At 68.0% G+C, this 20,003-nt stretch carries 19 protein-coding genes; 5 read left to right on the top strand and 14 right to left on the bottom strand.

What is annotated here, in order from left to right:
• Positions 1–5: 5 nt before the first annotated feature.
• From QP552_RS20410 to QP552_RS20435, 6 genes are all read right to left on the bottom strand, one after another.
• Positions 6–1,427, bottom strand: coding sequence for an FAD/NAD(P)-binding protein (locus tag QP552_RS20410; RefSeq protein WP_286074541.1), 1,422 nt, complete (start codon positions 1,425–1,427; stop codon positions 6–8).
• A 205-nt stretch (positions 1,428–1,632) separates the two neighbouring features.
• Entirely contained in the window at positions 1,633–3,051 is a 1,419-nt protein-coding gene (cls, locus tag QP552_RS20415) for a cardiolipin synthase (protein ID WP_286075954.1), read from the bottom strand.
• A 273-nt stretch (positions 3,052–3,324) separates the two neighbouring features.
• Entirely contained in the window at positions 3,325–3,492 is a 168-nt protein-coding gene (gene rpmG / locus QP552_RS20420) for a 50S ribosomal protein L33 (protein WP_169411268.1), read from the bottom strand.
• Positions 3,493–3,502: 10 nt separating this feature from the next.
• Entirely contained in the window at positions 3,503–3,739 is a 237-nt protein-coding gene (gene rpmB, locus QP552_RS20425) for a 50S ribosomal protein L28 (protein ID WP_005411638.1), read from the bottom strand.
• 396 nt (positions 3,740–4,135) lie between these two features.
• The gene (gene dnaQ, locus QP552_RS20430) at positions 4,136–4,645 is read right to left on the bottom strand and encodes a DNA polymerase III subunit epsilon (protein ID WP_286074543.1); all 510 of its coding nucleotides are present in this window, start codon (positions 4,643–4,645) and stop codon (positions 4,136–4,138) included.
• Between the two features lie 55 nt (positions 4,646–4,700).
• Positions 4,701–5,594, bottom strand: coding sequence for a LysR family transcriptional regulator (locus QP552_RS20435; RefSeq protein WP_286074544.1), 894 nt, complete (start codon positions 5,592–5,594; stop codon positions 4,701–4,703).
• A 108-nt stretch (positions 5,595–5,702) separates the two neighbouring features.
• Between QP552_RS20435 and QP552_RS20440 the strand changes: the two genes are divergently transcribed.
• The 5 genes from QP552_RS20440 to QP552_RS20460 all read left to right on the top strand — a co-directional run bounded on the left by QP552_RS20440 (position 5,703) and on the right by QP552_RS20460 (position 12,322).
• Positions 5,703–6,092: a RidA family protein gene (locus QP552_RS20440; RefSeq protein WP_107232639.1), complete on the top strand. Its 390-nt coding sequence runs from the start codon at positions 5,703–5,705 to the stop codon at positions 6,090–6,092.
• Between the two features lie 165 nt (positions 6,093–6,257).
• The gene (locus QP552_RS20445) at positions 6,258–6,590 is read left to right on the top strand and encodes a hypothetical protein (protein ID WP_019337929.1); all 333 of its coding nucleotides are present in this window, start codon (positions 6,258–6,260) and stop codon (positions 6,588–6,590) included.
• Between the two features lie 56 nt (positions 6,591–6,646).
• Positions 6,647–7,900 carry a TolC family protein gene (locus QP552_RS20450; RefSeq protein WP_286074547.1) on the top strand — a complete coding sequence of 418 codons (1,254 nt, stop codon included), beginning with the start codon at positions 6,647–6,649 and terminating at the stop codon, positions 7,898–7,900.
• Complete coding sequence (locus tag QP552_RS20455) at positions 7,897–9,102, top strand: efflux RND transporter periplasmic adaptor subunit (RefSeq protein ID WP_286074548.1); 1,206 nt, start codon at positions 7,897–7,899, stop codon at positions 9,100–9,102. Before QP552_RS20450 ends, QP552_RS20455 begins: the two co-directional genes overlap by 4 nt.
• A 10-nt stretch (positions 9,103–9,112) precedes the next feature.
• Entirely contained in the window at positions 9,113–12,322 is a 3,210-nt protein-coding gene (locus tag QP552_RS20460; protein WP_286074550.1) for a CusA/CzcA family heavy metal efflux RND transporter, read from the top strand.
• 87 nt (positions 12,323–12,409) lie between these two features.
• On the opposite strand, the gene QP552_RS20465 is transcribed toward QP552_RS20460, so the two are convergent.
• The 8 genes from QP552_RS20465 to rsmG all read right to left on the bottom strand — a co-directional run bounded on the left by QP552_RS20465 (position 12,410) and on the right by rsmG (position 20,002).
• The gene (locus QP552_RS20465) at positions 12,410–14,179 is read right to left on the bottom strand and encodes a DUF885 family protein (protein WP_286074551.1); all 1,770 of its coding nucleotides are present in this window, start codon (positions 14,177–14,179) and stop codon (positions 12,410–12,412) included.
• A gap of 320 nt (positions 14,180–14,499) precedes the next feature.
• Positions 14,500–14,847 (bottom strand): lipid-A-disaccharide synthase N-terminal domain-containing protein, encoded by a 348-nt coding sequence (locus QP552_RS20470; protein WP_049415940.1) that lies wholly within the window; start codon positions 14,845–14,847, stop codon positions 14,500–14,502.
• Complete coding sequence (locus tag QP552_RS20475; RefSeq protein WP_049443806.1) at positions 14,847–15,569, bottom strand: glycosyltransferase family 2 protein; 723 nt, start codon at positions 15,567–15,569, stop codon at positions 14,847–14,849. Before QP552_RS20475 ends, QP552_RS20470 begins: the two co-directional genes overlap by 1 nt.
• Before the next feature lie 89 nt (positions 15,570–15,658).
• The gene (locus tag QP552_RS20480; protein ID WP_286074553.1) at positions 15,659–16,624 is read right to left on the bottom strand and encodes an NAD-dependent epimerase/dehydratase family protein; all 966 of its coding nucleotides are present in this window, start codon (positions 16,622–16,624) and stop codon (positions 15,659–15,661) included.
• Between the two features lie 44 nt (positions 16,625–16,668).
• Positions 16,669–17,403 carry a suppressor of fused domain protein gene (locus QP552_RS20485; RefSeq protein ID WP_286074554.1) on the bottom strand — a complete coding sequence of 245 codons (735 nt, stop codon included), beginning with the start codon at positions 17,401–17,403 and terminating at the stop codon, positions 16,669–16,671.
• A 126-nt stretch (positions 17,404–17,529) separates the two neighbouring features.
• Positions 17,530–18,453, bottom strand: a complete 924-nt coding sequence (locus tag QP552_RS20490; RefSeq protein ID WP_008267278.1) for a ParB/RepB/Spo0J family partition protein — start codon at positions 18,451–18,453, stop codon at positions 17,530–17,532.
• The gene (locus QP552_RS20495) at positions 18,453–19,250 is read right to left on the bottom strand and encodes a ParA family protein (protein WP_106549809.1); all 798 of its coding nucleotides are present in this window, start codon (positions 19,248–19,250) and stop codon (positions 18,453–18,455) included. The genes QP552_RS20490 and QP552_RS20495 overlap by 1 nt, the downstream gene beginning before the upstream one ends.
• Before the next feature lie 113 nt (positions 19,251–19,363).
• Entirely contained in the window at positions 19,364–20,002 is a 639-nt protein-coding gene (rsmG, locus tag QP552_RS20500; protein WP_010482382.1) for a 16S rRNA (guanine(527)-N(7))-methyltransferase RsmG, read from the bottom strand.
• Between the last annotated feature and the right edge of the window lies 1 nt (position 20,003).

Raw genomic sequence — 20,003 nt, forward strand, 5'->3', positions numbered from 1 at the left:
CCATTTTACGGCATCGCCGTCGCGGCTCCTGCGACCACCTGGGTTGCCAGTGCCTGGGCCTGCTGACGCAGTTCAGGCACCGCCAGGCTTTCCCACAGGCTGCCGATGCGCAGGCTGCCGAGCACGCCCAGCCGTGCCTGCGGCTGGCCACCCGCGGCACACAGGCGATCGCCCGGCACCGAGCTGTCCAGGCCCAGCCCATGCGGGCCGGGGCGCGCCAGCCCATCGGCCTGCAACTGCTGCAGCAACGGATTGCGCAGCGCACTGGCGCGGGTTTCGACGCCGGTGGCGTTGATCACGCCGCCAATCGTCCACTGCTGTTCCTCGCCCGAGGCATCCCGGCCGGACAACTGCACGGCATCGCCATCACGCCAGACGCGTTGCAGGCGGGCACGGTGGACGCGCAGCTGGCCGCTGTCGATCAGCGCCTGCAGCTGAACATCCACCTCTTCGGCGATGCGGTGGCGATGCACATCCCAGTAGCGCACCACGTGGCGCAGGAAGCGGCGCTGGTCGGCCTCATCGAGGCTGCACCACAGCGCCTGCCCGTGCGGGCGGATGCGGTCCATCACGCCTTGCCACGGCAGGCCATCGGCCCGCGCCTGGCGGGCGAAGCCGCGCAGTGCGTGCAGGCGCTGGCGCAGGTTCATCGGCAGCAGCGTGGCCGGGTCGAAGCTGGGCAGGCCGCCGTGCGCATGCGGCAGCGGCAGCAGTCCGTGGCGCGAGATCACATGCAGCGGGCCGCTGTGACCGGCGGCGAGTAGCGCCAGCACGGTGTCAGCCATGCTCAGGCCGGAGCCGACAATGGCCACGGCATGGTCGCCGGCCAGGGTACGCACACCGTCGTAGTCCCAGGCCTCGATCACGTCATCGGCGGGCAGCGCATCGGCGCCGGGTACCGGCAGCGGGCGCATGCTGTTGCCGGTGGCCAGCACCGCCTGCGCGGCGTGCAGCGTGCTGCCATCGCCCAGTGTCAGCTGGTAGCCGCGGTCATTCGGCTGCAGGCCCAGCACCGGCTGCGCGATCACCTGCAGCTGTGCCGGGCTGGCGGCCGCGGCCTCCTGCAGGCGCTGCTGCAGGTAGGCGGCAAAGAAGTGGCGGCACACATAACGCTCGCCCAGCACCTCGCGCGCCTCGCCCGGGTAGGCGTTGGTGGCCATCAGGTAATCGAGGAAATCGCCGGGCGGGTCGGCAAACGCGCTCATCTTCGCCGCCGGCACGTTCAGCAGGTGCTCCGGCCACGGCGTGGCATAGGCGATGCCCTGGGCCAGCTGCGAGGCCGGCTCGAAAATGGCCAGCGCCAGCGGCGCCTTCGCCTGGCGCAGTACCTGGATCGCTACCAGCACCCCGGCCGCACCACCACCGATGATTGCCAGGTCCAGTTCGCCATTACGCGGTGAATCAGTCATGCACCGATTGTAGGCCATCGGCGATGACGGGAATGACGGGAATAACCGGGGGTAGAGTCGACTGTTAGTCGACTATCGCGCGCAGCGCGGGATTTTTATCGCAAGAGCAGTCGACTAACAGTCGACTCTACCCCCCCGGTTGCATCCACCCCGCCGGTTGCATCCACCGCATCGGTTGCATCCCCCTGCCGGTTGCACCCAGCCCACCGGTCGTGCGCTCCGCTCACATCAACGCATCGGCCAGCCGTGCGATGCCCTCGCGGCTGCGCCGCCAGGTGGGGCGGCTGCGCCACTGCTGCAGGTCCAGCTGCCGCGACTCACGCAGGTAGCCATCCTCGATCGCGCACAGCTGCTGCACCAGCGAGCGGTCGTAGCAGATCAGGCCGATTTCGGCATTCAGCGCGAACGAGCGGATATCCATGTTGATCGAGCCGAGCACGGCGATGTCCTCGTCCACGCTCATGTGCTTGGCGTGCAGGAACTGCGGCTCGTACAGGGCGATGCGCACGCCACAGCGCAGCAGCTCGTCGTAGTAGGCCTCCTGTGCCCACGAGGTCAGCCGCTGGTTGTTGCTGGCCGACAGGATCAGCTGCACTTCCACGCCGGACAACGCCGCAATGCGCAGCGCGCTGAGCGTGGCTTCATCGGGCACGAAATACGGGGTGACCATCACCAGCCGGCGCCGTGCCAGGTGGATCAGCGCCGCCACTGCATCGCGCGCGTTGCTGTACGGGTAGGCCGGGCCGCTGGGCAGCAGCTGGGTGGCGATGTCGTCGCTGCACTCGGGCACATCGGCGATCACATCCAGGCGCTGCCCGGTTTCCATGTACCAGTCGCTGGCGAACACCGCCTCCAGATGCGCCACCGCCGGGCCACGCACGCGCGCCACCAGCTCGCGGTTCGGGTGACCGGGCACGAACTGCGGTCCGGCCAGGTTCTGCGAACCGACATAGGCCACTTCGTTGTCGATCACCGCGATCTTGCGGTGGTTGCGCAGGTCCATGCGCCCGCTGCGACGCCAGCGCAGGCCACCGGGCAGCATCGCGCGCACCTCGATGTCGCGCGCTTCCAGGCGCTTGCGATAGGCGCGCAGGCCGCGCTTGGCACCCACCGCGTCGAGCAGCACACGGCACTGCACGCCCCGTGCAGCCGCACGCTGCAGTGCCTCGACGATGGCCTCGCCCACCGCGTCGTCGAACATCAGGTAGTACAGCAGGTGCACGCGGTCTTCGGCCTGGTCGATGTCGGCGATGAGCGTGTGCAGCGATTCATCGTAGTCGGTCAGCAGATCGACCGCATTGCCGTGCACCGGCATGAAATCGCCCTGGCGCTGCACCAGCGGCACGATCTCGGCGCTGGCGGTATCCGCCTGCGGGGTCCAGCGCAGGCGGTGCTGCAGCGCCTGTTCCTCGCGGATCACCTGAGAGGCCTCGGCCTGGCGGCGGATGCGCTCGCGCGACAGCCATGGGTGGCCGAACAGCAGGTACAGCGGCAGGCCCAGCAGCGGCACGAAGCCGACCAGCAGCAGCCAGCTGCGCGCCGCACCCGGCGTGGTGCGGGTGGGAATCCAGCACAGCGCGACCAGCCGGATCAGCCAGTCGATCAGCAGCAGGTAGGAACCCAGCAACCACTCGAACAGCATCGCGTCGCCCGTCGGGAGGTGATGGGCCATTCTGCCCAGCAGGGTGTGTAGAGTCGAGCTTGCTCGATTGCCTTGAACCAGCGTGTCGACCAAGGTCGACACCTACCGGGCGTGGGGAGAGCGTGTCGACCAAGGTCGACACCTACCGGGTGTGGAGGCAGCGTGTCGACCAACGGTCGGCACCCACCATGGGGACTCCAGGCATGGATACCGGGCATGAAAAAACCCGCCACAAGGGCGGGTTTCTTCGCGGGGATCAGCAATCCTTGCGGATTACTTGATCTTGCCTTCCTTGTACAGGACGTGCTTGCGCACGACCGGATCGTACTTCAGGAATTCCATCTTCCCCGGGGTGTTCTTCTTGTTCTTGTCGGTCGTGTAGAAGTGGCCGGTACCGGCCGAGGAAATCATACGGACCTTATCGCGCTTGCCTGCCATGATGCTTTACTCCTCAGACCTTTTCGCCGCGCGCACGCAGCTCAGCCAGAACGGAATCAATGCCGTTCTTGTCGATGGTGCGCAGTGCATGCGCGGAAACACGAAGCTTGACCCAGCGGTTCTCGCTGGCCACCCAGAAACGGCGCTCGTGCAGATTCGGCAGGAAACGACGACGGGTCTTGTTGTTGGCGTGCGAGACGTTGTTACCCGTCTGCACTCGCTTGCCGGAAACCTGGCATACGCGGGACATTGCGCACCTCGATAGTAGTAGTTGTCAGCCCGTAGCCCGGGAGACGGCGGCCTCGATGGTTGCCCACCACACGTCAAGAGAATCAAAGGGTTACGCTGGCGTTGGGCGGCCGGGGACGTGCTCCCGGGGGCGCCGCCCGGTAGAAAACCGGACACAGCGAGCCGCGCATTATGCACGGGTTCAAGCACTTGCGCAAGTTACCCACAGGCTGGGGCTGAATGCGGCGGCGGGAGCCCTTGTAGAGCCGAAGGTAGCGACAGGAGCCGCTGCCAACGTCGCTTGCGACGGCCCGTAGGGTGACGGTCAGGACGACCGGCATAGCCCAAACTCGGCTCAGGCTTTCCCGGACACAGCAGCCGAGCGTGGGCTCGGCTCTACAACAACGGCCGGACCGGCTCAGCGCAGGTGCGGAATCACCTGGGCCAGCAGATGGGCGTCCTTCAACGCGCCATGCAGGCCACGCGTCCCTGGAATGCGCAGGCGCTGCAGCACATCGTCCAGCTTGTTGCCCTGGCCGGGCCAGCGCCCGCGCGCCAGCTTCAGGCTGCAGGTGACCCGACAGTGCTGGGCCAGCGTGGCGGGAATGCCGGCCAGGCGCAGCTCATTGTCGAGGAAACCGACGTCGAAGGTGGCGTTGTGCGCAACCATCTCGCTGCCGCGCAGGAATTCCAGCAGTTCGGCGGCCTTGCTGGAGAACAGTGGCTTGCCCACCAGCATTGCATCGCTGATGCCGTGCACGCGCTGCGCGCCCCAGTCCACCTTCCGTTGCGGCTGCAGGTAGGTATGGAACTGGCGACCGGTGAGCTGGCCATCGATCAGTTCGACGGCACCGATTTCGATCACGCGATGACCCAGGCGATGGGAAATGCCGGTGGTCTCGGTATCAAGTGCGACGATGCGGCTCATCAGGGTGTGCGTTCTCCAGTACGTGCCCCTGGATTTTCGCACGCGATCGATGCACTCACCCCAACGCTTCCATCACCCAATCAATGAACACCCGCAGGCGCTGGCTCATGTGCCGGTTCGGCGGGAACATCACGTGCATCGGCATCGGTGGCAGCTGCCAGTCCTGTAGCAAAGGCAGCAGCTCGCCACGTGCTACATGCGGCGCGGCCATGTAGCTGGGCAGCACCACCACGCCGAGCCCCGCCAACGCGGCCGCCAGATAGGCGTTGCCGTCGTCGAAGCCGACCGTATAGCGGCCCTGCACTTCGATGCGCTCATCGCCGCGCTGCGCGCTGAACACGCGGGCACGGCCACTGCGCGGGCTGAGGAAGCCGACCATGTGATGGTCGGGCCCTTCCAGCGCGCGCGGATCGGCTGGCCGCCCGAAACGCTGCACATAGCCCGGACTGGCGTGGAAACCGATCGGCAACGCCCCCAGCGGCCGCGCCACCAACGCCGGATCGGCCGGGGTGCCGCCACGGATCACGCAGTCGACGTTGTCGGCGATGACATCGACCTCGCGGTCGCTGACGCCGACGTCCAGCTGGATCTCCGGATAGCGCGCCTGGAACTCCGGCAGCGCCGGCACCAGCCGCAAGCGCGCGTACGGCCCGGGCACATCCACGCGCAGGCGTCCGCGCGGCTGGGCGGCCGCATCGCCCAGCCCGCCTTCCACCTCGTCCAGCTCGGCCAGCAGCCGGGCGATGCGCGGGTAAAAGGCCGCGCCATCGGCGGTGACGCTGACCCGCCGCGTGGTGCGGTTGAGCAGGCGCAGCCGCAGGTGCGCCTCCAGCTGCTGCACCAGCTGGGTGACGGTGGTGCGGCTGACCTGCAGGGTGTGCGCGGCACGGGTGAAGCTGCCTGTTTCCACCACCCGGGCAAACGCCCGCATCGCCTCGAAACGGTCCATGGCTGGCCGTGATTGTTTGGGATTGACAATCAATCTAGGCCGATCATCGCGGTTTATCCAGACAGCGCCTGCGGGGAGGATGGCCTTCTCTCCCACGGGATCTTCCCCATGTCACAGCGTGATGTCGTTTTCCCCGCCGGGCGCCAGGCCCTCTACCAGCGCAATCGCTATTCGCCGGCGATCCGGTCCGATGGCTTCCTGTTCGTTTCCGGCCAGGTCGGCAGCCGCGAGGACGGTTCGCCCGAGCCGGATTTCGAGACGCAGGTGCGCCGCGCCTTCGAGAATCTCAATGCGGTGTTGGCCGCCGCAGGCTGCACGTTCGATGACGTGATCGACGTGACCGTGTTTCTGGTCGACCCGGAGAAGAACTTCGAGAAGGCCTGGGCGATCGTGCCGGAGTACTGGGGCGAGGCGCCGCACCCGACCCTGACAGGCATCGGCGTGACCTGGTTGTATGGGTTCCAGTTCGAGATCAAGGTCATCGCGAAGCTGCCGTGACCCGGGTAGTGCCGGCCGCTGGCCGGCAATGTGTCGGGGTCAGAGCCCTTTCCGGAGGAAAGGGATCCGACCCCACGCCGCCCACCTGAACGGGAGATTCCGACGTATTCCCGAAGCGGCCATTGATATTGTATCCGGCGAAAACCGCTTGCTAGCCTCCCCTTCATGCGCTGGATCACCCGCCACCTCCGTTCGACCCTGCTGATGCTGCTGATGGCGGCATTCGTGGTCGTGCCGGTGGCCGATGCCCTGGCGTGCACGGTGGAACCGCATGCCAGCACGGTGCATGTGGAGTCCGCCCCGGATGCCGATGGCGATACCGACGGCAAGCATGTCGGTGCCTGTGGCCACAACCACTGCCACCACTCCAACCTGAGCCTGCCGGCGCACACGATCGCCGCCTTCGGGGCGCCACTGCCGGCGCGCTGGATGAGTGCGGGCGATGCGGCGACCTATGCGGTCGCCCAGGATGAATTGACGCGTCCACCCCGGGCGTGAGTTGAGCGCGTCCCGCGATTGCGGGCTCCCGTTTCACTCACAACCGGAATCCCCCTATGTCGATCCTGACACCTCGGTCGCCGCGTGCGGCCGGGCTGGTCGTCGCCGTGTTGCTGGGCCTGGCCCCGGCGGCATCGGTGATGGCGCAAGCCGCCCCCTCCTACGACACCCTGCTTGAACGCCTGGACCAGCTGCCCGGCACCCGTGTGGGTACGGCACTGGCCGAGGCCGCCGATGCGCGCGCCGACCAGGCCCGTGCGCTGCCCAATCCCTCCCTTTCCTACTCGGCCGAGAATGCCTGGGGCTCCGGCACCTACCGTGGCATGGGCAAGGCCGACACCGTGCTCACCCTGTCCCAGCCGCTGGAGGTCTGGGGCCAGCGTGGCGCGCGCGTTCGTGCCGCCCGGGCCGAGGCACAAGCCGCTGCCCTGCGTGGTTCGCAGAGCCGCAGTGATGTCGCCAGCCAACTGGCGGCGGTCTACGCACAGGCGGAAAGTGCATTGCGTCGTTACGCCCTCGCCGGCGAAGCGCTGACCCTGACCCGCGACGATGCGGCTGCCGTCAATGCGATGGTCAAGCAGGGCCGCGAACCACAGCTGCGCGCGGTGCAGGCACAGAGCGAAGTGGCCAATGCCACGGCGTCGCTGGATGAAGCACAGGCGTTCCGCGATGCCGCGCTGGCCCGCCTGGCCGGCACCGCGCTGCTGGATGCGCCGGTGCAGTCGATCGACAACAGCCTGCTCGACCGCGCGCCACCGCTGCCGCGCGGTGCCACCGATACCGCGCTGGCGGTGCGCATCGCCGAAGCCGAAGCCGATGCGGCGGGCAAGCTGGTCGACGTGGAGCGCAAGCGCGCCCTGCCCGACCTCAGCGTCACCGCCGCGCAGACCCGCTTCCGCGAAGGCGGCGAGCGTGCCTACAACCTCGGGGTCAGTCTCAGCATCCCGCTGTTCGACCGCAACCGCGGTGGCATCCGCGCCGCCAATGCCGACCAGCGCGCGGCCGAGGCACGCCTGGACCAGCAGCGCCGCGACAGCGAGGCCGCACGCCTGTCCGCCGTGGCCGGACTGAAAGCCGCCGGCAGCCGTACCCGCGCCGCCGATGAAAGCGTGGTCGCCGCCGAAGAGGCGTATCGCCTGGCCCGCGTCGGCTTCGATGCCGGACGCATCTCGCAGCTGGAACTGCGCAGCACCCGCAGCGCCCTCATCGCCGCCCGCGGCACCGCCGTGGATGCGCGCCTGTCGCGCGTCGGCGCGGAAATCGATCTCGCCCGCCTGGAAGGGCGCGCACCCTTTGTGGAGGCCCCATGACTCTCTCCCGTTCCTTCCCCCTCATCGGCGGCCTCCTGCTGACCGTGTTCCTGGCCGGCTGCGCCGGTAACGCGCAGACGCCTGCGAATGAAGACCCCGCTGCGGCCAAGGCCGGTACAGACGATGGCCACGGCCACGCCGCCGACAGCAAGGAAGCCAAGGCAGAAACCGCGAAGGCGCCGGCGGACGCCGATGAAGGCGTGGTGCAGCTGACCTCGGAGCAGATCAAGGCCTCCGGTATCGAAGTGGTCGCCGTCGGTCGTGGCGGCGGCGGTTCAACCCGCCTCGCAGGCCGGGTCGAGCCCTCGGTCGGTGCGCGTGCATCGGTGGCCTCCACCGTGACTGGCCGCGTTGAACGCGTGCTGGTTGCACCGGGCACCGCGGTGAAACAGAACCAGGCACTGGCCATCGTGGTCAGCGGCGAGGCGGCGGTGTTCCGCGCCAATGCGCTGGCCGCATCCGCCGAAGCCGAGGCCGCACGCCTGGCCTATGGCCGCGACAAGGCGCTGGTCGACCAGGGCGTGGTCGCGCGCCAGGAAATGGAAGCCTCGCGCGCCCGCTCGTTGGCCGCCCAGGCCCAGGCCGCGGCCGCGCAGGCGCAGGCCGCCGCCAACGGTGCGCCTGATGCCAGTGGCCGCGTGCGCATCACCAGTCCAGTGGCCGGCATCGTCGGCAACGTGCAGGTCACTCCGGGTGGCGTAGTCGCCGCCGGCAGCGCCGTGGCCGACGTCGCCGACCCGGCGATGAACGAGCTGGTGTTCACCGCACCGCCGGCGCTGGCCGCGCAGGTCACGCCGGGCATGAAGCTGGAAGTGAGTGTCCCGGGTGGCAGCTTCACCGCCACCGTCACCGGCTCGGCCGCGGATGTTCGCCAGCAGGGTGGCGTGGCCGTGATCCGCGCCACACCGGTCGATGCCTCGTTGCCGCCGGCCGGTTCGCCGGTATCGGCGGTGGTGGTCACCGAAGGCCAGGACGGTTCGCTCAGCGTGCCCGCCGATGCGGTGCAGAACGTCGATGGCGGCAGCGCGGTGTTCGTCGCCGTCGATGGCGGCTTCAAGGCGCAGCCGGTGCTGGCCGGGCGTCGTGCCGGCGACCGCATCGAGATCCTCGGCGGGCTGACCGGCAACGAGCGCATCGTCGGTGCCAACGCCTTCCTGCTCAAGGCCGAACTGGCCAAGGGCGAAGCCGAGCACGGCCACTGAGGAGGCGACCATGTTCAAGCTGATCATTGAAACAGCGGTGCGCCACCGCTGGCTGGTGGTGTTCCTGGCGGCGCTGATCGCCGCGGTGGGCCTGTTCCAGCTGGGCAAACTGCCGATCGACGCGGTACCGGACATCACCAACCGCCAGGTGCAGATCAACACGGTGGCACCAGCACTGACCCCGGAGCAGATCGAGCGGCAGGTAACCTACCCGCTGGAAACCGCGCTGGCCGGCATTCCCGGCCTGACCACCACCCGTTCGCTGTCGCGCAATGGCTTCTCGCAGGTGACCGCGATCTTCACCGATGCCACCGACATCTACTTCGCGCGCCAGCAGGTGGCCGAGCGCATGCGCGAAGCGGCCGATGACCTGCCCGATGGTGCATCGCCGATGCTGTCGCCGGTCACCACCGGCCTCGGCGAAGTGCTGATGTGGACGGTGGACTTCACCACGTTCGATCCTGCCAAGCTGGCCAAGCCCGGTGAAGCCGGCTGGCAGGCCGGCGAGGTCTACCGCACACCGGAAGGCAACCTGCTGCGCACGCCGGAAGAGCGCGCGACCTACCTGCGCACCGTGCAGGACTGGATCATCGCGCCGCAGATGCGCTCCAGCCCCGGGCTGGCCGGTGTCGATACGGTCGGCGGCTACGTCAAGGAATACGGCGTGCATCCGGACAGCGCGCGGCTGGCCGCGCATGGCCTCGGCCTGGCCGACCTGGTCACCGCGCTGCAGCGTTCCAACGTGCAGGCCGGCGCCGGTTTCGTGCAGCGTGCCGGCGAAGGCCTGGTGGTGCGTGCCGATGGCCTGGCGCTGACCACCGAGGATCTTGCACAGGCGCCGGTGGCCACCCGCAATGGCGTGGTGGTGCGTGTGGCCGATGTGGCCACCGTGGAACTGAGCCGCGCGCCACGCCTGGGTGCGGCCAGCCGCAACGGCCACGAGGCCGTGCTGGGCACCGCGCTGATGATTGCCGGTGGCAACAGCCGCACCGTGGCGCAGGCTGCGGCCGCACGCCTGGAACAGGTCAACAAATCGCTGCCGGCCGACATCGTGGCGGCGCCGGTGCTGGACCGCAGCGTGCTGGTCAACTCCACCATCAAGACCGTGGCCAAGAACCTCACCGAGGGCGCACTGCTGGTGGTGGTGGTGCTGTTCCTGCTGCTGGGCAACCTGCGTGCGGCCACCATCACCGCGCTGGTGATTCCGCTGTCGTTCCTGTTCGCAGTGATCGGCATGAACCGCTTCGGCATCAGCGGCAACCTGATGAGCCTGGGTGCGCTGGACTTCGGCATCCTGGTGGACGGTGCGGTGATCGTGGTTGAGTCGACGCTGCTGATGCTGGGCCAGCGCCGCGCCGAACTGGGCCGTGCGCTGACCGCGATGGAACGCCTGCGCGTGGCCGCCGATTCGGCGTTGAAGATGGCGCGGCCGGCGGCGTTCGGCCAGCTGATCATCCTGCTGGTGTTCGCGCCGATCCTCACCCTGGAAGGCGTGGAGGGCAAGACGTTCCACCCGATGGCGGCCACCTTCATGCTGGCCCTGGTGGGTGCCTTCATCTTCTCCTTCACCTTCGTGCCGGCGATGGCCGCACTGCTGGTGCGCGAGCCGAAACTGAAGGACGGCGATGCCCATGCCGACGATGGCGAGCACGAAACCAAGCTGATCCGCGTGCTGCGCGCGCGCATCGAGCCGGTGGTGCGCAAGGCCGTGGCGCATCCGCGCACGGTGCTGGCCGGTGCGGTGATGATGGTGGTGGTGGGCATCGGCTCGTTCTCGCTGCTGGGCCGCGAGTTCATGCCGACGCTGGACGAAGGCAACGTGGCGATGCAAGCCCTGCGCGTGCCCTCGACCTCGCTGGAGCAGTCGCTGGCGATGCAGCTGGCACTGGAAAAAGCGATCGCCAAGCAGCCGGAAGTAGAGACCGTGTTCTCGCGTACCGGTACTGCCGAGGCGGCGATCGACCCGATGCCGACCAACATCTCCGACAGCGTGATCGTGCTGAAGCCGCGCAAGGACTGGCCCGATCCGAAGCTGGCCAAGGACGCACTGGTGGCGCGTTTCGAGAAACTGGCTGGGCAGCAGCTGGGCAACAGCTTTGAGTTCAGCCAGCCGATCGAGCTGCGCTTCAACGAGCTGATTTCCGGCGTGCGTACCGACCTGGCGGTGATGATCTTCGGCGATGACTTCAGCCAGCTGCAGAAGGTGGCCGACCAGGTGGCGCTGAAGCTGCGTGCGGTGGATGGCGCCGCCGATGTGCGGGTGGAACAGATTTCCGGCCTGCCCACGCTGAACGTGGCGATCGACCACGTGGCGGCGGCGCAGTACGGGCTGACCGCAGCGGACGTGAGTGATGCGCTGTCCACCGGCATCGGCGGTACCGCGGCAGGCAAGATCTTCGAAGGTGATCGCCGCTTCAACGTGGTGGTGCGCCTGGACGATGCCTCGCGCAACGATCCGGACCAGCTGGCCTCGCTGCCGATCGCCACGCCTTCGGGGCTGGTGATTCCGCTGTCGTCGGTGGCGCGCATCACGGTGAGCGAAGGGCCGAACCAGATCAGCCGCAACAACGGCAGCCGCCGCGTGGTGGTGCAGGCCAATGTGCGTGGCCGTGACCTTGGCGGTTTCGTCGGCGAGGCACAGGCAGCGGTGGCCGACGTGGCGCTGCCACCGGGTGCCTACCTGACCTGGGGCGGCCAGTTCGAGAACCTGCAGCGCGCGGAGAAGCGGCTGGCGACGGTGGTGCCGGTGGTGTTCCTGCTGATCGGCAGCCTGCTGTTCATGGCCCTGCGCAGCGGCAAGGAAGCCGTTCTGGTGTTCAGCTGCGTGCCGCTGGCACTGGTCGGCGGCATCCTCGCGCTATTGCTGCGTGGCATGCCGTTCTCGGTATCGGCGGCGGTCGGCTTCATCGCCGTCTCCGGCGTGGCCACGTTGAACGGCCTGGTGCTGATGCAGGCGATCCGCGAACGCCTGGATGCCGGTGACGTGCCGCTTCAGGCGGCGATCAACGGTGCCTCCAGCCGCATCCGCGCGGTGCTGACCACGGCGCTGGTGGCGATCGTCGGCTTCATTCCGATGGCGATTGCCAGCGGTTCCGGCGCGGAAGTGCAGAAGCCGCTGGCGACGGTGGTGATCGGTGGCCTGATCACCGCCACCGTGCTGACGCTGCTGGTGCTGCCGACGTTTGCCGCGCGCGTGGCCAAGCCGCGGGCGGTGGGGTGAGGTGAGAGGAGGTCGGATCCCCGCCATCGGTGGGGCTCCGACCCGATCACATCACGCTCGCCGGGCATGGCCCGGCGACGCGTCGGGTCAGGCCTTCTTGCGTTCGGCGATGTAGGCCTGGATCTGCTGTTCCAGCACCGGCAACGGCACCGAGCCCTGCTTCAGCAGGGTGTCGTGGAAACCCTTGATGTCGAACTTGTCGCCCAGCTCCTTCTCGGCCTGCGCACGCAGGCGCACGATGGCGATCTCGCCCAGCTTGTAGCTCAGCGCCTGGCCCGGCCAGGAGATGTAGCGGTCCACTTCGGTGGTCACTTCATGCTCGCTCAGCGCGGTGTGGTCGCGCAGGTAGGCCAGCGCCTGCTCGCGGGTCCAGCCCTTGCTGTGCACGCCGGTGTCGATCACCAGGCGCGCCGCACGCCACATCTCGTAGGTCAGGCGGCCGAAATCCTCGTACGGGGTTTCGTAGATGCCCATCTCCACGCCCAGCTTCTCGCAGTACAGCGCCCAGCCTTCGCCATAGGCGGAAATGTAGGCGTTGCGGCGGAACTCGGGCAGGTTCTTCTGCTCGGCGGCGATGGCGCCCTGCAGCGCGTGGCCCGGATCGGATTCATGCAGGGTCAGCGCCGGCAGGTTGTACAGCGGGCGCGATGGCAGGTTGTAGGTATTGAGCCAGTAGGTGCCCATGCCACCACGGCCGGCAGTCCAGAACGGCGCGATATCCGGCGGTACCGGCACGATGGTGAAGCGCGCGCGCGGCAGCGTCATGTACTTGCCCAGCTGGCCGTCTGCCCGCTTGGAGATCCACGCGGCGCGCGACAGCAGCTCCTGCGGGGTCTTGGCGTAGAACTGCGGGTCGGTGCGCAGGAAGGTCAGGAACTCGGCGAAGCTGCCCTTGAACTTCACCTGCTTGATGATGTCGTTCATCTCGCCCTGGATGCGTGCGACTTCCTCCAGGCCGATGCGGTGGATCTCGTCCGGCGACAGGTCCAGCGTGGTGTACTCGTGGATCTGCTGCTTGTAGTACGCCTTGCCATCGGGCATCGCTTCGGCGGCCAGGGTGGTGCGGGCCTGCGGCACGTACTCGTTGACGAAGAAGGTACGCAGCTGCTGGAACGCCGGCACCACCTTGCCGCTGATCGCCGCGCGCGCCTGCGCCTGCAGCTTGGCCTGTTCGGCGGCCGGAACAGTATTGGGCAGCTTCTTGAACGGCGCATACAGCGGCGATTCGGTCGGGTCCTTCAGCTCGGCGACGGTGGCAATGGACACCTCGCGGCCATCGAGCACCGCACGCGGCACGCTGAAACCACGCTTCAGGCCGGCGCGCATGTTCTCGGTCTGCTGGCCGAAGTAGCGCGGCACATCATTCAGGCGTGCGATGTAGTTCTGGTAGTCCTGCACGGTCTTCATCTCGCGCCGCGCCATGAAGGACAGGTTGGACCAGAACGAGGAGTCGGCGTTGAACGGCATCTCATAGCCGCGCAGGCGCACTTCCTCGGCCAGGTTGAACACCTGGTCGTGGTAGATCGCGTAGTTGACCTGGTTGTCGGGCGAGAGCGTCTTAGGGTCGATCTTCTTCAATGCGGCCAGGGTCTCGTCCCAGACCTTCAGGCGCGCCTGCTGCGCGGCCGGGCCGACGTCGGGCATGCGGGTGGCATTGGCCGGGGCGTCTTCGTCCTCGCTGGCCTCGCCGCCGCCTTGCTGGCGCCACTTCCATTCCTTCTCGTACAGCGCGCGGAAGGCAGCATCGGCAGGCGATTCGGTGGCGACGCTGGCCGGCGCGGCGGCGGGCGGCGCGGCCAGGGCCACGGCGGGGGCGGACAGGGCGATCAGCAGGGCAACGGCAAGACGGGTTTTCACGAGCACAGGTTCCCGGGAAGGCAGACCCCGATCATGGCACCCCCCACCGCCCGTGGCATGGGACGAAGGTCCTGCCTGTAACGCAGGCAGGGCCGGGAACCGGCCGCAGGCCGGGACCCAAGCGCCGGAGGCGCGTGGTAGCGCGGGGCCATGCCCCGCGAGCGCGCAGCGCGGAAAAGATACATCCGCCGGGCATGGCCCGGCGCTACCAACGAACATGCCGTAGATCCACGCCATGCGTGGATGCGCCGGGGATCCTGACGGGGGTCAGAGCCCTTTCCTGCGGAAAGGGATCCGACCCCAAGCCCTACCCGGGGCCCTCAGTGGCTGGCCCTGTCGCGTTTCCAGCCGCGGTGCTTGATGTCCAGGTGCAGGCTGTACAGCGCGGTGAACGCCGGGAACAGGTTCTGCAGCACGCCCACCGAGTCCTGCTTGGCCGAGAACAGGAAGTAGCTCAGCGTCATCAGGCTGCCGATCACGCTCATGTACCAGAACAGGCGCGGGATGACCGGCTTGCCGGCGCGCTTGGAGGCGATGAACTGGACCAGCCAGCGGCCGCCGAACATCAGCGCGCCGGTGTAACCGATCAGCTTCCAGCCGGTCACATGCAGCCCGGTCCAGTACAGCCAGGTCAACGGCTGGTCCAGCCAGTGCAGCTCCAGGTCCATCAACGCTCCTCCACCGCGGTGCGCTTGCTGCGGGTGATCAGCCAGGCCACGCCGCGCAGGTCGCGGATGCCGACCAGCGCGCGGCCCAGGTTGTTGTACTTGGACACGCCGGCGGTGCGGTGGCGGTGGTTGACCGGCACGCTGGTGGTCTTCCAGCCGGCGCGCTGCATCAGCGCCGGCAGGTAGCGGTGCATGTGGTCGAAGTACGGCAGGTCGAGGAACGCGCTGCGCTCGAACAGCTTGATGCCGCAGCCGGTATCGGGGGTGTCGTCGCGCAGCATGCGCGCGCGGATGGCGTTGGCCCAGCGGCTGGCCCAGCGCTTGCTGCCGCTGTCCTGGCGGTTGACGCGCCAGCCGGCGAACAGCTTCACCTGCGCCTCGGCGGCATCGCGCGCGGCCAGCAGTTTGGGAATATCGGCCGGATCGTTCTGGCCGTCACCATCGAGGGTAGCGATCCAGGGCGCCCGTGCGTGCTTGACGCCGGTGCGCACGGCGGTGCTCTGCCCGCTCTGGTTCACGTGGTGCAGCACCCGCAGTTCCGGCGTGGTCGCCTTCAGGCCCTGCAGCACGGCCAGGGTGTCATCGCGCGAGTGATCGTCGATGTAGACGATCTCGAACGGCAGCCGGCCGCGCAGTGCAGCGGTGATTTCGGCAACCAGCGGGGCGACATTGTCGCGCTCGTTGAACACCGGGACGACAACGGAAAGCTCGGGTTGGCTCATAAGGCACTCGGCCAAGGGGGGACAAAGACCGCGCATTCTCCGAAACCGAGGTTATCCGAAGATGAACCCGGCCATGTGAGGGTCCATCCTCAGGCGCGATCGCCAAAATACTCGCGGCACCACTGCACCACCGGCGGCAGGCCTTGTTCGATCGGGGTCACCGCATCGAAGCCGAAAGCGTCATGCGCGCGCCGGGTATCGGCCATCGTGCGCACCATGTCGCCGGGCTGCATGGGCTTGTAGACCTTCTGCGCGGGGCGGCCGGCAGCCTGCTCGATCACGCTGATGAAGCGCTCCAGCTCGACCGGCGTATGGTTGCCGAGGTTGAACACCCGGTGCGGCACCGGACCATCGGCCGGATGCGCGAGCGCGCCAAGGATACCGGCCACGATGTCGGAGACATGTGTGAAATCGCGCTGCATGCGGCCTTCGTTGAACACATCGATCGGCCGCCCGGCCAGCACCGCGCGCGAGAACAGCAGCGGCGCCATGTCCGGCCGGCCCCACGGGCCGTACACGGTGAAGAAGCGCAGGCCGGTGGCATGCAGGCCGTACAGCTGCGCGTAGGTGTAGGCCATCAGCTCGTTGGCGGCCTTGGTGGCCGCGTACAGCGAGCGCGGCTGGTCCACGCGCTGGTCCTCGGAAAATGGCGGCGTGGCCGAGTCGCCATACACCGAGCTGCTGGAGGCATACACCAGGTGCTGCACGCCACGATGGCGGCACAGCTCCAGCATGTTGACGAAGCCGACCAGGTTGCTGTCGACGTAGGCCTGCGGGTTTTCCAGCGAATAGCGCACGCCGGCCTGTGCGGCCAGGTGGATCACGGCGGTCGGCTGCACCTCGTCGAACAGCGCGGCCAGGCCCTCGCGGTCGGTCAGGTCCAGCGTGCGCAGGTCCAGCGTCGGGCACAGCGCGGCCACGCGGTCGCGCTTGATCTGCGGGTCGTAGTAATCGTTGAAGTTGTCCAGGCCGACCACGGCCTGGCCCTGCTCCATCAGGGAGCGGGCGGTGTAGGCACCGATGAAGCCGGCAGCGCCGGTGAGCAGGATGGTCATGGAAGGGCCCGCAAACGAAGTTCAGGCCCCCGATGTTACCGGTCTCAGAACAAACCGAAACGCTTCTTCGCGACGTTCACCCGTCCCGGCTCGATCACATCGTTGATCTGTTTCGCATCGAAGCGGTCGAGCAGTACGTCGGCGCCCTTCTTCAGCTTCAGGTCCATCTCTTCGGGGTACAGCGGGACCAGGCTCATGAAGCTGATGCGCTTGCCGTCGTCCAGTTCCAGCGTGGCGAAGTCATCTGGAGTGGTGACCGGCGGCAGCACGATGGCGCCGTCGAAACCCACGCCCGGTGCATAGGGCTCGCTGGGATGGCCGTTGGGAATGGTATGGCCGAAGCCCAGCCAGGTGTCGTACTCGTGCGGCAGCCGCGCCATGCCCTTCAGCAGGCGCACCGGCCAGTAGTTGCGCTCGTCCTCGAAGGCGTCCTGGGACATCGGCCAGTCGGCCGGCAGGGTCACCATCAGCTCCATGTAGCGCGGTACGTCCGCGTCCGCCTCGGCGGGCACGGTCATCGGCAGGTCGCTCATGCCGGAGGTGACCAGGCGGAGGTACGGGCAGTGGTCATTGGCCGGCACCACGTGCACGTCGATGTGCACCAGGTCGGAGATGAGTTCGTGCAGGACCGTGGCGATCGGCCCGAGATGGCGCGCGATGTGGTCGCTGATCGCCTCGATATGCTGTTCTTCGCCGATGGCGAGCACAAAGTCCTTTTCGCGCCGGTGCCTCAGTATCTGGGTGCCGTCCGGGCTGACGTCGTCGTATTCGTTGCTCATGTCCTGCTCCCTGGATGAAGCCACGGGCCGGAGAGCAGTGCATCCCCCGGTGTGCGCGGCGGTGCGTTCCCTGTCATCTGCAGGACGCGGCAGGAACAGGCCGCATCCCCTGTCGCTGCGCCGGGTTCAGCCCTGGCGCGTACGCAGCTTTTCCAGCACGCCGTCCAGGGTATCCAGGTCGGTGTAGTGGATGATCAGCTTGCCCTTGCCGCCGCGGCCATGGTTGATCGCCACCTTGGCACCCAGTGCTTCGGACAGTTCGGTTTCCAGCGAGGCGATGTCGGCCTGCTGCACCTTCGGCGTGGCCACCGGGCGGTTGCTCGGCACCTTGCCGGCCGCAAACGCCTGCGCACGGCGCTCGACCTCGCGCACCGACCAGCCTTCATCGGCCGCTTCCTGCGCCAGCTTGCCGGCCAGCTCGGGAGCCAGGGTCAGCAGCGCACGGGCATGGCCCATTTCCAGGCGACGGGTTTCCAGCAGCAGGCGGATGGCGACCGGCAGCTCCAGCAGGCGCAGCAGGTTGGACACCGCCGCGCGCGAGCGACCGACGGCCTCGGCGGCCTCGGCATGGGTCAGGGTGAACTCGCTGATCAGGCGCTGCAGCGCCTCGGCTTCTTCCAGCGGGTTGAGGTCTTCGCGCTGGATGTTCTCGATCAGCGCCATCGCGATGACGGTGCGGTCTTCCAGCTCGCGCACCACCACCGGCACTTCGTCCAGGCCGGCCAGCTGCGATGCGCGCCAGCGGCGCTCACCGGCGACGATTTCGTAGTTGCCCGCCGGCAGCTGGCGCACCAGGATCGGCTGGATCACGCCCTGCGACTTGATCGAGTCGGCCAGCTCGGACAGCTTGCCCTCGTCCATCTCGCGGCGCGGCTGGTACTTGCCCGGCTGCAGCTGGCCCACGGCCAGCTTGCGCAGCACTTCGCCCGGCAGCGGCTCGATCACCGCGGTGGTGGCCTGCACCTGGCTGACCGCCCCCTTAGGGCCCAGCAGCGCATCCAGGCCACGGCCGAGGCCTCGCTTCTTGGCTGCCGGCTTGCTGCTGGTCATCAGACGGTCTCCACGGCCTTGGCGGCCTTGTTGCGTTCGTTGTTGCGGCGGATGATCTCGCCGGCCAGGCCCAGGTAGGCCACGCCACCGCGCGAGGCACGGTCGTAGCCGACGATGCTCTGGCCATGGCTGGGCGCTTCGGCCAGGCGCACGTTGCGCGGCACGATGGTGCGGAACACACGATCACCGAAGTGTTCGGTCAGTTCGGCCGACACCGCGTTCGCCAGGTTGTTGCGCACATCGAACATGGTGCGCAGCACGCCTTCGATCTCCAGCGCAGGGTTCAGGCTGGTGCGCAGCGCTTCGATGGTTTCCACCAGCGCGCTGAGGCCTTCCAGTGCGTAGTACTCGCACTGCATCGGCACGATCACCGAATCGGCGGCGGCCAGCGCGTTGAGCGTCAGCAGCGACAGCGCCGGCGGGCAGTCGATCAGGATGAAGTCGTACTCCTCGCGGATCGGCGCCAGCGCGCGCTTCAGGCGCTGCTCGCGCTCGCTCTCACCCATCAGCTGGATTTCAGCGGCGGTCAGGTCGATGTTGCCGGGCAGCAGGTCGTAGCCTTCGGCGGTCTGCACGCGCACATCGGCGGCGCTGTTCTCGCCCAGCAGCAGATCACAGGTGGAGGCGGCCAGCTCACGCTTGTCCACGCCGCTGCCCATGGTCGCGTTGCCCTGCGAATCAAGGTCGACCAGCAGCACGCGCTTGGGTGCGTTGGCCAGGGAAGCGGCCAGGTTGACGGCGGTCGTGGTCTTGCCGACGCCACCCTTCTGGTTGGCGATGGCGATGATGCGGGCCATGCAGGTGTGCCTCGTCGACGGATGGTTGGGACCGGTCATTATGCGTACAACCGGCCCCGGGCGGAAATCGTGAATCGCCAACCTCTTGTTCCACAAAGGGCTGGCGGCGGGAATCAGGGACCTGTAACAGTGACCAGGTGGCGTTCGCCGGCCAGGCCGGGCACGCTCAGCGGGGTCACTTCACGCACCTTCCAGCCAGCCGGCAGGTCCGCGATCTCCTCATGCGGGTAGACGCCCTTCATGGCCAGCAGCACGCCGCCGGGGCGCAGCAGGTGGCCGCCGACGCGGACGATGCCGGCCAGGGTATCCATCGCACGCGCGGTCAGCTGGTCGTAGCGACCGGCCTCGTCCAGCGCCTCGGCGCGCGATTCGGCCACGCGGGCATTATCCAGCCCCAGCTGGCGCACGGCCTCGCGCATGAAGCGCGCCTTCTTGCCGTTGCTTTCCACCAGGGTGACCTGCAGGCCCGGGCAGGCGATCGCCAGCGGGATGCCGGGCAGCCCGGGGCCGGTGCCGAGGTCGGCCAGGCTGCCATCGGCCACGAACGGCTGCATCGCCAGCGAATCGAGCAGGTGGCGGGTGACCATCTCCTGCGGGTCGCGGATGGCAGTGAGGTTGTAGGTGCCGTTCCAGCGGTGCAGCAGGGCCAGGTAGCGCAGCAGCGGCGGCGCCAGCGCGGCGTCCAGGCCCATGCTGGCCAGGCCCTGTTCCAGCGTGGCGGCCACGCTGGCGGGAAGTGGGTGTTCGCTCATG

Source organism: Stenotrophomonas sp. 59, from assembly GCF_030291095.1.
In the GTDB taxonomy this organism is placed as follows: Bacteria; Pseudomonadota; Gammaproteobacteria; order Xanthomonadales; family Xanthomonadaceae; genus Stenotrophomonas; species Stenotrophomonas maltophilia_Q.